Source organism: Thiobacillus denitrificans (assembly GCF_001530125.1).
In the GTDB taxonomy this organism is placed as follows: Bacteria; Pseudomonadota; Gammaproteobacteria; order Burkholderiales; family Thiobacillaceae; genus Thiobacillus; species Thiobacillus denitrificans_C.
On the sequence record NZ_LDUG01000008.1, the window covers coordinates 40,529 to 53,035 of the forward strand.

Sequence of the window (12,507 nt, forward strand, 5' to 3'; positions counted from 1 at the left end):
ACGTTCCGAGGCTCGCTGCTCATGCGACGCGCTTCAACTCGATCACCGGATGCTTCCATTTCCAGTGCGGCAGGTCTTCGGCGAGCGGCACCATCGAGATGCAGTCGACCGGGCACGGCGGCAGGCACAACTCGCAGCCGGTGCATTCGGCGGCGATGATGGTATGCATCTGCTTGGCCGCGCCGGAAATCGCGTCGACCGGGCAGGCCTGGATGCACAGGGTGCAGCCGATGCAGATCTGTTCGTCGATGAAAGCCACCGATTTCGGCTTGGGCGTGCCATGGGTTTCGTCGAGCGACTTGGGTTCCACGCCGAGCAGTTCGGCCAGTTTTTTCACCCCTTCCTCGCCGCCCGGCGGGCACTGGTTGATGTCGGCTTCGCCCTTGGCAATCGCTTCGGCATAGGGCCGGCAGCCGGGGAAGCCGCACTGCCCGCACTGCGTCTGCGGCAGGATGGCGTCGATTTTTTCCGCCAGCGGGTTGCCCTCCACCTTGAAGCGGATCGCCGACCAGCCGAGCACCAGGCCGATCACCACCGCGATGCCGACCATCACCAGAATGGCAGTGAGCATTATTTCACCAGCCCGGAGAAGCCCATGAAGGCGAGCGACATCAGCCCCGCGGTGATCATCGCAATGCTGGTGCCCTTGAACGGCGCAGGGACATCACACGTCTCCAGCCGTTCGCGGATGCCGGCAAACAGGATCAGCACCAGGGTGAAGCCGAGCGCCCCGCCGGCGCCGAAAAATAGAGATTCGACAAAATTGTGCTGCGCCTGCGCGTTCAGCAGCGGAATCCCCAGCACCGCGCAGTTGGTGGTGATCAGCGGCAGATAGATGCCCAGCACCTGGTACAGCACCGGGCTGGTCTTGTGGATGAACATCTCGGTGAACTGCACGATGCCGGCAATCACCACGATGAACGACAGCGTGCGCAGATAGATCAGTTCGGTGCCGAGCAGGTATTCGTTGACGAGATAACTCGCGCCGGACGCCAGCGTCAACACGAAGGCCGTCGCCAGCCCCATGCCGATCGCCGCTTCCAGCTTTTTCGACACGCCCATGAAGGGACACAGGCCGAGAATCTTGGCCATCACGATGTTGTTCACGAACACCGTGGAAATGAGGATGAGGAGGTAGGTTTCCAAAGCAGGCAGCCCGACGCAATGACGCATTATCCGCTGATGTGGTGGTGGGGTTCAACCCTGTCCGCGCAGCGTGTTTAACGAAGATCAAGCCGATACTCGGGGTATCCGTAATCAGCTCGCGAGGTGTCGATGTACATCGAGGGTCAAATCTCGATCTGCGTGCCCAACTCGACCACCCGGTTGACGGGTAGTTTGAAAAACCGCATGGCCGATTCGGCGTTTTGCGCCATGGTCGCGAAAATGTTTTCTCGCCACAGTGCCATGCCAGGCATTTTGGTGGGGATCAGGGTTTCGCGAGACAGGAAGAAACTGGTTTCCATCATTGCGAAATGCAGGCCCAGGGCGTCACACAGTTGGAGCGCCTTGGGAATGTCCGGTTCCTCGCGGAAGCCGAAGCGGATTTCCAGTCGGTAAAAGCCGCTGCCCAGTTCGGTCAGGCGGATACGTTCCGCGTCGGGGATGCTGGGCACTTCTTCGGTGATGGCGCGCAGGATCACCACCCGTTCATGCAGCACCTTGTTATGCGACAGGTTGTGCAGCAGGGCGTGGGGCACGCCTTTGCCGGTGGCGTGAAGAAAAATAGCGGTGCCCGATACACGCTGATGGTCGAAGGCGGTAATCCCCTCGATGAAGCTGGCAAGGTCGATGTCGTCGCTTTGCATGCGCTGTAAGAGCAGTTCGCGGCCGCGCTTCCAGGTGGTGAGCAGGGTAAAGATCACTAGCCCGATGACCAGCGGAAACCAGCCGCCATGAACGACCTTGGGCACGTTGGCACCAAAGAAGGCGAGGTCGATGATGAGGAAAAAAGCCGCGCCGCTGATAACGGTGGGAAGCGACCATTTCCATAAGGCCCATGCCACGGTGAAGGCCAGAATGGTGTCAATCGCCATGGTACCGGTCACGGCGATGCCGTAGGCCGAGGCCAGGTTGCTGGAGGACTGGAAGCCCAGAATCAGCAGCGCAACACCGGCCAGCAGCGTCCAGTTGATGAAGGGAATATAGATTTGCCCTATGGCCTGATCCGAGGTGTGGCGCACCTGCATGCGTGGGAGATAACCGAGCAGGATGGCCTGGCGGGTGACGGAAAACGCGCCGGAGATCACCGCCTGCGAGGCGATGATGGTGGCTAGCGTCGCCAGCAAAATCATGGGGTAAAGCGCCCATTCCGGGGCCAGAAGATAAAAGGGATTTTTGGCGGCGGCGGGGTCGCGTAGCAGCAGGGCGCCCTGGCCCAGATAGTTGAGCGCCAGCGCGGGAAAGACAAATCCCAGCCAGGCATAACGAATGGGGCGTTTGCCGAAGTGGCCCATGTCGGCATACAGCGCTTCGCCGCCGGTGACGGCCAGCACCACCGCGCCAAGGATGACAAGGCCGGTGATGCCATGGGTTTGAAAGTAAGCGAATCCATTGAGCGGGTTGAACGCGGCCAGCACCGCGGGCGTCTCGGCAATGCTGAGCAGCCCCAGCAGGGCCAGCACGATGAACCAGAGAATCATGACCGGGCCGAATAGTTTTCCTACCAACGCGGTGCCCTGACTCTGGATCAGGAACAGCCCCACCAGCACGCTCAATGCAATCGGGATGATATAGTGATGCAAGGCAGGCGCGGCGACTTCCAGGCCTTCCACGGCGGACAGCACCGAGATGGCAGGCGTGATCATGCTGTCGCCATAGAACAGCGCGGCGCCGAACAACCCCAGCGTGAGCAACACCCATTTGCGCCGCGAATTTGCGTGGAATAGCCGCTGGGTCAGCGCGATCAGCGCCATGATGCCGCCTTCGCCCTTGTTGTCGGCGCGCATGATGAAGAGCACGTATTTCAGCGACACCACCAGGATCAGCGCCCACAGCATGAGCGAGAGCACCCCGAGGATATTGGCGGGATTGATGTCCGCGCCGTGTGGGCCATTGAAGGCTTCCTTCAGCGCATACAGCGGGCTGGTGCCGATATCCCCGAAGACCACGCCGACAGCGCCAAGGACCAAGGTGAGCAGTTTATTGTTTTGGGAATCGTTGTTCCGGGAATGGGGGGCGCTCATCGATTCTTGTTGTCGCGGCAGGAAGACCCGGTTGGGCGGTGGGCAATTCTAGACGGAATGGCTGTAAAGAGGGGAACCGTTCGGCAGCATGGACGACTAGGCGCCGAGGGCGCGTGACCTGAGCGCAGGCAATGCAGGAGATCACCAAGTACATCGATATCTTCTATAAACCGGCAGCGGAAACACGTACGCCCCGGCTACTGTCATCCGCCGCTTTCACACAGCGATTCTTTGAAAATCTGCTCGCTGCTTAACTCGTTGGACCCCACTATTTCCAACTGACCCCAGGGGATGAGGATGTGGGTTTTCAAGGCAGGTCGGCCGAGGGTAGCTGACTATCTGCCGTGAAGGGCGCCAAATTCAAGCTGTTGTGGGTAGGGATATTGGAACTCCGGTCCGACTCGGTCAGCCGAGCGCCTTGCCGCTGGCCCAGAAATCGTAGCCCTTGCTGAGGAATTCGTCCCACGGCAGGTAGTGCGAGCCGTCGCACGAGAAGGTGAGGCCGACCATGCCGTTAAAGATGTTGAGCGATCCGGCGCGCAGGTAAAACGTCTCGTCCATGAAGCGCAGCGCGCGCAGGCCGTCGAGCACCGGGCGGATCTTGTCGCGCGGCACCACGGCGTCGGCCGGGTAATCGTGGTGCGGGTAGATCAGGCAGGTGTCGGGGTCGGTCAGCGCGTCGATGTCGAGCAGGCGGTAGCGATAGGGGTCGTCGACCAGCCAGAGGGTGGCGCGGCTGCTGGAAAAATGCAGCTTGCCGTGGAAGATGCCGTGATCGGTCATCAGCTCTGCCATCACCCCCAGCACGGTGTCGAGGTTGAGGTCCATCTGGCTGTCGACGCGGGTCTGGTGGAACACCGCGCCGCGGATTGCCGGGTCGCCCTTGATCTGCCGCCAGTAGGTGGGTTCGTCATACAGCTTGCCGGTGATCGGCAGGTCGCGCAGGTCGAAGTCGGCGCCGACGAAGCCGAGCACCTGGCCGTCGTCGTCGCGCACGATCTGGACCGCGGTGAGCGACGGCCGCTTGGCGCGCAGGCTGATGTAGGCCTGGGTCAGCAGAAAGCCCTGGTTCGGCACCGCCTCGCGCATGTAGGGGCGGTCGGAGCGGTCGCGCCCGTAATCCGTCTCGATCAGGCCCTCGCGGCTGATGTTGTCGGAAAGCTGAATTGCCCGGGTGTCCAGCGCATACAGATATTTGCACGCGGGCATGGTTGACAGCGCATGCATCAGCGCGGCGTTGAGGCCGGCACGGCTCGGCCAGGCCCGGCTGCAGGCCTGGGCGGCCAGCGCCAGCGGTTCGCGCAGCAGATTGGCCAGCGCTTCGCGTTGTTTGGTGACGCTTTCGGCAAGGGTGGTGGAGGGGGACATGGGCGATCGATCTGCGACGGTAGCCTGCATTATCTTCAATATTAATGACGCAATGAAATCACCGGCCAGCCGCGGGCCTCGGCCTGGGCAAGCAGGGTGGGGTCGGGGTCGACGGCGACCGGGTGGCGGACTTTTTCCAGCAGCGGCAGGTCGTTGTGCGAGTCGCTGTAGAACCAGCTGGTATCGAGGCGGTCCAGCCGGGTGCCGTGGGCTTGGAGGAAGTGCTCGATGCGCACGACCTTGCCCTCGCGGAAGCACGGGGTGCCGGCGACTTCGCCGGTGAAACGGCCGTCGATTTCCTCGGGATCGGTGGCGATCAAATGGGGAATGCCGAATTCCCTGGCGATCGGCCCGGTGACGAAGCTGTTGGTGGCGGTGATGACGGCGACCAGGTCGGCTTCGTTCAGGTGCTTGTTGACGAGGTCGCGCGCGGCCTGGGGGATCATCGGCTTGATGCGTGTTTCCATGTATTCGGCATGCCAGGCGTCGAGCTGTTCGCGGGTGTGGGTGGCGAGCGGGCGCAGGGCAAACGCGAGGAAGGCGTAGATGTCGAGTTCACCGGCCTTGTAGTCCTCGTAGAACGCCTTGTTCTTGGCTTCGTAATGCGGGCCGTTGACCGCGCCCTTGGCGATGAGGAATTGCCCCCATTCATAGTCGGAGTCGCCGGCGAGCAGGGTGTTGTCGAGATCGAAGAGGACGAGTTTCATCAGATTCAGCTTACAGGATTCACGTTACAAGTATTCAGCTGCGCGGTCCCTGGCCGCGGTCGAGCCAGAATTCGCGCAGTTCGTAGGCGCCCCAGAGGGCGAGGGCGAGGTGATCTTCGCGGCGGACGGCCAGCTCTTCGGGGCTGAGTTCGTCGAGCGGCGCCGCCAGCACATAGAACGGATCGAGCACTTCGTCGACGAAGGCTTCGTCCTTGCTGCCGACGGGCAGGGTCCAGTCGTCCTCCCAGTGCTCCACTGCCAGCAGGAAGCCGCCGGCCCACAACTGGGCATAGGGCGGAATACCGGCGGCCTGCAGGCATTTGGCCTCGTCCGGCGGCAGTTCGGCCAGCAGGCCGTCCCAGTCCATCACCAGCGGCGATAGCGCCTTGGGGTCGGCCAGGTTCTCGATCGGCGCACCGAGCGCGCGGTCGATCTCCTTGCGGCGGCGATTGAACAGCATCAGAAAGCGCGCCTCGTCGGCTGCGTCCTCGAACAACGTGGCGAGGCCGTCGGCGCGGTCGAGCAGCACCGGGAAATATTCTTCGGGCGGGATCGCGCGCGGGCTGCAGGCCAGCGCGGTGATGAAGCCGTCGAGGCCTTCCAGCGAGAGCGGCACGTCGGTGCGCTCGTCGATCAGGTCGACCAGGTCGGCCAGCGCGTCGATCTCGTCGTCGCCGAGCGGGGCATTGGGGGATTTTGATACAGGGCTGGCGGACATGGCTGGGACTCGAAGAAAGGGGGCGGCGCATCGCGTAAAATCGACTCATGAATTTTACCGCGCTGGGCTTATCTGCAACGGTATTGCCCGAATCCTTTTATCTGATCGGTTGGCTGGGGCTGGCTTTGCTGGCCTGGCGCTGGCTGATGTCGGGCGACTGGCGCCGCCTGGCTGAGCCGCCGCGGCTGAACCTGTTTCTGGCCGCCACAGTGGCGGTGCTGGCGCTGTGGCAGATCCGCACCGGCATCAAGCCGGGTCTGACATTTCACTTTTATGGCGTGGCGGCGCTGACACTGATGTTCGGGTTCTGGCGCGCCACCTTTGCCGGCGTGCTGATCCTGCTGGCGAACGCGGCCTTCGGGCGCGGCAGCTGGACCGCGCTGGGTTTCGATGCGCTGTTGACGGCGGCGCTGCCCGCGGCGGTGAGCTGGGGCGTTTTTCGTCTGCTGGAACGCCGCCTGCCGAACCATTTCTTCGTTTACGTGATGGGCAACGGCTTTTTCGGCGCGGCGCTGTCGGTGGCGGCAATCGGCCTTGCCACCACCGCGCTGATGACCGTTGCCGACGCGTATTCGCTCGACTATCTGCTCACCCACTACACGCCTTATGCCACGCTGATGCTCAGCTGGGCGGAGGCCTTTTCCACCGGCATGGCGATCACCGTGATGGCGGTGTATCGGCCGGCTTGGCTGGAAACCTTCGATGACGCCCAATACATTCAGAACAAGTAGCCCCTTGCACATCACCTATCCCGACCTGCCGGTCAGCGCGCGCCGCGACGACATCCTCGCCGCGCTGCAGGCCAACCGCGTGCTGATCCTGTGCGGCGAGACTGGCTCCGGCAAGACCACGCAGATTCCCAAGATGTGTCTTGAAGCTGGCGTTCGTCCGGGGAAACTGATCGGCTGCACTCAGCCGCGCCGCATCGCCGCGCGTTCGGTGGCGGCGCGCATTGCGCAGGAACTGGGCGGCGAGCTCGGCGGCGTGGTCGGCTACAAGGTGCGTTTCACCGACAAGGTGCGCTTTGATACCGCGATCAAGGTGATGACAGACGGCATCCTCCTGGCCGAAAGCCAGGGCGACCCGCTGCTCTCGCGCTACGACACCATCATCATCGACGAGGCGCACGAGCGCAGCCTCAACATCGATTTCCTGCTCGGTTATCTGAAAACGCTGGTGGAAAAGCGCAGCGATCTGCGCGTGGTGATCACGTCGGCCACCATCGACGCCGAGCGCTTCTCCAAGCACTTCAACGACGCGCCGGTGATCGAGGTGTCGGGGCGCACCTACCCGGTGGAAATCCGCTGGCGGCCGATCGAACGCGAGGAGCCCGCGCCGTCCCCAAAAGGCGAGAAAAAGGACAAGGACGCCCCCGACCAGATCGCGGCCATCCTCGACGCCACTGACGAACTGGCGCGGCTCGGCGCCGGCGACATTCTGGTGTTTCTGCCGGGCGAGCGCGAGATCCGCGACACTGCCGAGGCGCTGCGCAAGCACCATCCGCCCGGCACCGAAATCCTGCCGTTGTTTTCCCGGCTGTCGGTCGCCGAGCAGGACGCGATCTTCAAGCCCACGAATGCGCTGCGCCGCATCGTGCTGGCGACCAACGTGGCGGAGACCTCGCTCACCGTGCCGGGCATCCGCTACGTGATCGACCCCGGCAGCGCGCGGGTGAAGCGCTATTCGGCGCGGAACAAGGTCGAGCAGCTCCTGATCGAGAAGGTGTCGCAGGCGTCGGCCAACCAGCGCGCCGGGCGCTGCGGCCGGGTCGCCGACGGCATCTGCATCCGCCTCTACGACGAGGCCGATTTCGGCAGCCGCCCACGCTTCACCGACCCCGAACTGCTGCGCTCGTCGCTGGCCGGCGTCATCCTGCGCATGAAGTCGCTCGGCCTGGGCGACGTAGTGGGCTTTCCCTTCATCGATCCGCCGAGTTCAAGACTCGTCACTGACGGCTACCAGCTGCTGGCCGAGCTGCACGCGTTGGACGAAGCCGGGCAGCTCACCGCGGTCGGCAAGAAACTCGGCAAGCTGCCGCTTGACCCGCGCATCGCAAGAATGCTGCTGGCGGCGGAACAGCAGCGCTGCGTGCGAGAAGTGCTGATCATCGCCAGCGCGCTGTCGGTGCAGGACCCGCGCGACCGCCCGATGGAGCGCGCGCAGGCAGCCGACGAGAAGCACAAGCTGTTCGCCGACGAGCGTTCCGACTTCATGGGCTGGCTGAAACTGTGGCGCTGGTACGAGGAGCAGGTGCAGCACAAGAAGACCAACCGCCAGCTGCAGACGCTGCTGCAGGACCATTTCCTGTCGCCGCGCCGGATGCGCGAATGGCGCGACATCCACGGCCAGCTGCACGCGCAGACGAGCGAGCTGGGTTTGCGGGAAAACGAGAAGGACGCCGGCTACGACACGATCCACCAGGCGCTGCTGACGGGGCTCCTGGGCAACATCGGCTTCAAGTCGGACGACGCGAAGGGCCGCGTCAGGTTGGGTGAAGGCGCGGGCCGCGCCAGGCCCGGCGAGGGAAATTACCAGGGCGCGCGCGGCATCAAGCTGTCGATCCACCCCGGCTCGGCGCTGGCGAAAAAAGGCCCGAAGTGGGTCATGGCGGCCGAGCTCACCGACACCGGCCGCCTGCTCGCGCGCACCGTCGCCGAGGTGCGCCCGGAATGGATCGAGGCGGCGGGGCGTCATTTATTGACGCGCATGTTCATCGAGCCGCACTGGGAGCAGGACGGCGCGCGCGTGGTGGCGTTCGAGCGGGTGAGCCTGTACGGCATCACCCTGGTGCCGCGGCGCAAGATCCACTACGGCCCCATCGACCCGGTGCTGTCGCGCGAGCTGTTCATTCGCGGCGCGCTGGTGGCCGGGGAATACGACACGAGTGCGCCGTGGTTCGCGCACAATCGCGCGCTGATCCAGGAAATCGAGGACCTCGAACACAAGGCGCGCAAGTCAGGCGTGTGGCTGGACGAGGAACGAATCTTTCGCCTGTTCGACGCGCGCGTGCCGCAAGACCTCCACAACGGCGCAGCGTTCGAGGCCTGGCGGAGTGAGGCCGAAGCCGCCAACCCGAACATCCTGTTCCTGCAGCGCGAGGACATCCTCGGCGAGGCGCTCGGCGCCGACCACGCGCTGTTTCCCGAAACGATGCAGGTCGACGGCGTCGCGTGCAAGCTCAAGTATCGCTTCGAGCCCGGCCACCCGCTCGACGGCGTGACGCTGCACCTGCCGCTGTATCTGCTCAACCGCATCGAGCCGGCGCAGGTCGACTGGCTGGTGCCCGGCCTCATCCGCGAAAAACTCACCCTGCTCCTGAAGTCGCTGCCCAAGGACCGCCGCCGCCCGCTGATTCCCCTGCCCGACACGGTGACGGCGTTTCTCTCGGTGGCGAAGCCGGGCGAGCAGACACTGACCGCCGCGCTCGCGGCCTTCATCCACAGGAAAATCGGCGCCGACATCCATCCCGACGAATGGAAGGGCGAGCTGCCGGCGCACCTGCAAATGAACCTCAGCGTGATCGACGACAGCGGGCAGGAGCTCGCCAGCGGGCGCGATCTTGCCAGCCTGCGCCAGCAGCTCGGGGGGGCTGCGCGCATCACCTACGGCGGCGGCGCCGAGGACAGCGAATTCGAGCGCACCGGTCTCGTCGAATGGAATTTCGGCGACCTGCCGGAGCAGGTGAAATTCAAACGCGGCGGACGCGAACTGGTCGGCTATCCGGCGCTGGTCGACAACGGCGAGAGCGTCGACCTGCGCCTGCTCGACGCCGCCGACGTGGCAGAGGCCGAAACCCGCCGTGGCGTGGTGCGGCTGCTGCGGATTGCGCTCGCCGCGCAGTTCAAGCAGCTCGACAAGGACCTCGCCCGCGAAACCGCGCTGGCACTGAAATACCGTAGCTTCGGCAGCCCCGAGCAGCTGCGCGCCGCGCTCATCGATGCCATCGCTACACGCGCGCTGCTGGGCGACGACGACACCCCGCGCGACGCGAAGACCTTCAACAAGCAGAAGGAACGCGCCAAACCAAAAATTTCAGTGGTGAAACAGGCGCTGTTGCGCGACGTCGCGGAGATTCTCGATCTGCATGCGCAGGTGGCGGCGCGCCTTGCCGCCAAGCCGCAGTTCACCGCCGCGATGCGCGACGAAACCGCGCACCTGGCGGCGCTGGTGCCCCCCGACTTCATCACCGCCACGCCGTGGACGCACCTGAAGGACTTACCGCGCTATTTGAGGGGCATCCTCAAGCGGCTGGAAAAGCTGTCCGCGTCCGAGCAGCGCGACTCACGCGGCATGGCCGGCGTGCTGACGCTGCAGAACAAGTATCTGGCGCGGCGCGCGCAGATGAAGGGCGAGGCACCCGCAAGGGGTACGCCGCCAGACACTCGCCTTTCAGGCGGTCTTGGCGCAGTGCCTGCGGCGCTGGAGGATTTCCGCTGGCAGCTGGAAGAACTGCGCATTTCCCTGTTCGCCCAGGAACTGAAAACGCCGTACCCGGTGTCGGCCAAGCGGCTCGACAAGCTGTGGGGCGAGCTTGCCAGACAGCCCTTGTACTGAGTAGCGTTTCGGTGTCTGTTTGAGCAAGCCTTGCTATATTCGGCCAGTCTTTGACACGCCTGGCTTTGTCGGCAATCTTCGCCATAGAATGACTATGGCTGCGGTTGCCTTCGCGCCAGACACGCCAAATCCTTGGCCTCTATATTGACGCAGACTTACTCAACCAGATACCCGCATGAGCGAACGCGTATTCAACCTGCCGAACATCATCACCCTGCTGCGGATCGCCGCCGTGCCGGTGGTGGGGTGGTTGATCCTGCAGCAGCGCTGGGAAGCGGCCTGCTGGCTGTTCCTCGCCGCCGCGGTCTCGGACGGCATCGACGGCCTGCTGGCGCGCTGGCTCAATCAGATGACCCAGCTCGGCGCCGCGCTCGACACCGTCGCCGACAAGGCGCTGGGCGTGGTAACGCTGGTGATGCTGACGCAGGCGGGCGCGATCCCGCTGTGGGTGACGCTGGCGATCCTGCTACGCGACAGCGTCATCGTGCTGGGTGCGCTGAGCTACCGCGGGCTGGCCGGGCATCTTGAGATTCACCCGACCTGGCTCGGCAAGACGCACATGTTTGCCGAGTTTTCGCTGCTGGCGCTGGTACTGGGCGGACTGGCCGGTCTGCTGGCGCTCGACGACTGGCGGTTGCCGTTATTTGTGACGGTATTCGTCATCGCCGTGGCCTCCGGCATGCAGTATGTGTGGATATGGGGTGCCAAGGCGCGCCGCGAGCGCGGGGCGGCTCGCCTCAGCCACACTGACGGGCTTCACTGAAACGGCAGGCGGTGCTGCTGCGCCGACTCGCTGCCGGATTTGACCCGGTACATGGCGGCGTCGGCGGCGCGAATCAGGGCGTCTTCGTCGGTGCCGTCGTCGGGGTATAGCGCATGGCCGATGCTCGCAGCGATTTCCACATCGAGTCCGTAGAAACTCGTTTCCCCGTTCAGCGACTGCTCGATCTTGCGCGCGGCGGCAAGGCAGTCCTGCCGCCCCTGCACCGCTTCCAGCAACATCACGAACTCGTCACCCCCCAGGCGCGCAACCGAATCGGAGTCGCGAATGTTGGTGGTGAGGCGTTTCGCCACTTCGGTCAGCACGGTGTCGCCCACATGGTGGCCAAGCCGGTCATTGATGTCCTTGAAGCGGTCCAGGTCCACATACAGAATGCCCACCTTGCCGCCGTAGCGATGGGCGTGGCGGATCGCCTGGTGCAGCCGGTCATAAAACAGCCGCCGGTTGGCCAGCCCGGTGAGCGGATCGTGCGTGGCCTCCTCACGCAGCGCCGCGCGCGAGCGCTCAAGCTCTCCCATCTGTTCGCGTATCAGCTGTGACCTCAGTCGCGCTCCCCGTAGCGTGTGCCGGGCGATCAGCAGCGCCAGGACAACCGCCGCGATGCCGAGTGCCAACGTGAATAAAAAGGTGTTCTGGTAAGTTTGCTGCGCCTGCTGCTGGGCGGTCAGGTTAACCTGTTGATACAGATTGCGCATGTCGGCTAGCTGCTGGTTGAAGGCTTCCTGGAGCGGGATGGCTTCCTGCACCAATACCCGGCGCGCGTCTGCACTGCGTTCTGCATTGAGCAGATCGATCACCTGTTTCTGCACCGATTCAATGTCGTTGACCAGACGGGTCTGCGTATCGAAGCTGCGCTGCTCGGCCGCGGAGAGTCCCATCTGGCGCAGGAGGTTGCGTCCGCTTCCGACCAGGAAGCCGGCGCGATTAAATTCATGAAAATAGGCATCGTGCTCAAATGGATCGTTGGCCAGCGCCATGCGGAACAGGCTGTCGGTGCGAAGGTGCGCCGCCACCTGGATTTTGGTGATGAGATCGATCTTGCGGTTGTGAATCTCGAGCACCGTGCGTATCTGCGAGCCCAGCGTTTGCAACTGCAGCAAACCGTTTAAAGTGAGCCCGCAAATCAAGGCGATCAACACGGCGAAGGCCATGCTGGTGGTGAGGGAAAATCCGCGCTGCAGGGGCATATACGCT

10 protein-coding genes are annotated in these 12,507 nt (G+C 63.8%); 3 read left to right on the top strand and 7 right to left on the bottom strand.

The window, feature by feature from the left end:
• Positions 1–19: 19 nt before the first annotated feature.
• The 6 genes from rsxB to ABW22_RS02675 all read right to left on the bottom strand — a co-directional run bounded on the left by rsxB (position 20) and on the right by ABW22_RS02675 (position 5,978).
• The gene (rsxB, locus tag ABW22_RS02650; RefSeq protein ID WP_059751715.1) at positions 20–571 is read right to left on the bottom strand and encodes an electron transport complex subunit RsxB; all 552 of its coding nucleotides are present in this window, start codon (positions 569–571) and stop codon (positions 20–22) included.
• Complete coding sequence (rsxA, locus tag ABW22_RS02655) at positions 571–1,146, bottom strand: electron transport complex subunit RsxA (RefSeq protein WP_059751787.1); 576 nt, start codon at positions 1,144–1,146, stop codon at positions 571–573. The genes rsxB and rsxA overlap by 1 nt, the downstream gene beginning before the upstream one ends.
• A 143-nt stretch (positions 1,147–1,289) precedes the next feature.
• The gene (locus ABW22_RS02660; RefSeq protein ID WP_059751718.1) at positions 1,290–3,185 is read right to left on the bottom strand and encodes a potassium transporter Kup; all 1,896 of its coding nucleotides are present in this window, start codon (positions 3,183–3,185) and stop codon (positions 1,290–1,292) included.
• A 405-nt stretch (positions 3,186–3,590) separates the two neighbouring features.
• On the bottom strand, positions 3,591–4,553 hold the full coding sequence (locus tag ABW22_RS02665; protein WP_059751721.1) for a PDC sensor domain-containing protein: 963 nt from the start codon (positions 4,551–4,553) through the stop codon (positions 3,591–3,593).
• A 41-nt stretch (positions 4,554–4,594) separates the two neighbouring features.
• Positions 4,595–5,260, bottom strand: coding sequence for an HAD family hydrolase (locus ABW22_RS02670; protein ID WP_059751723.1), 666 nt, complete (start codon positions 5,258–5,260; stop codon positions 4,595–4,597).
• A gap of 34 nt (positions 5,261–5,294) precedes the next feature.
• Positions 5,295–5,978 carry a YecA family protein gene (locus ABW22_RS02675; protein WP_059751725.1) on the bottom strand — a complete coding sequence of 228 codons (684 nt, stop codon included), beginning with the start codon at positions 5,976–5,978 and terminating at the stop codon, positions 5,295–5,297.
• 47 nt (positions 5,979–6,025) lie between these two features.
• Here ABW22_RS02675 and ABW22_RS02680 point away from each other — a divergent pair, with 47 nt between their 5' ends.
• The 3 genes from ABW22_RS02680 (at position 6,026) to ABW22_RS02690 (ending at position 11,295) form a co-directional block, all read left to right on the top strand.
• Positions 6,026–6,709, top strand: a complete 684-nt coding sequence (locus ABW22_RS02680) for an energy-coupling factor ABC transporter permease (protein WP_059751726.1) — start codon at positions 6,026–6,028, stop codon at positions 6,707–6,709.
• A complete protein-coding gene (gene hrpA, locus ABW22_RS02685) occupies positions 6,681–10,532 on the top strand; it encodes an ATP-dependent RNA helicase HrpA (protein ID WP_059751729.1) in 3,852 nt (1,283 codons plus the stop codon). The genes ABW22_RS02680 and hrpA overlap by 29 nt, the downstream gene beginning before the upstream one ends.
• Before the next feature lie 175 nt (positions 10,533–10,707).
• The gene (locus ABW22_RS02690) at positions 10,708–11,295 is read left to right on the top strand and encodes a CDP-alcohol phosphatidyltransferase family protein (protein ID WP_059751730.1); all 588 of its coding nucleotides are present in this window, start codon (positions 10,708–10,710) and stop codon (positions 11,293–11,295) included.
• Here ABW22_RS02690 and ABW22_RS02695 read toward each other — a convergent pair.
• The gene (locus ABW22_RS02695; RefSeq protein ID WP_237763204.1) at positions 11,289–12,500 is read right to left on the bottom strand and encodes a diguanylate cyclase domain-containing protein; all 1,212 of its coding nucleotides are present in this window, start codon (positions 12,498–12,500) and stop codon (positions 11,289–11,291) included. The genes ABW22_RS02690 and ABW22_RS02695 overlap by 7 nt on opposite strands.
• Positions 12,501–12,507: the final 7 nt, after the last annotated feature.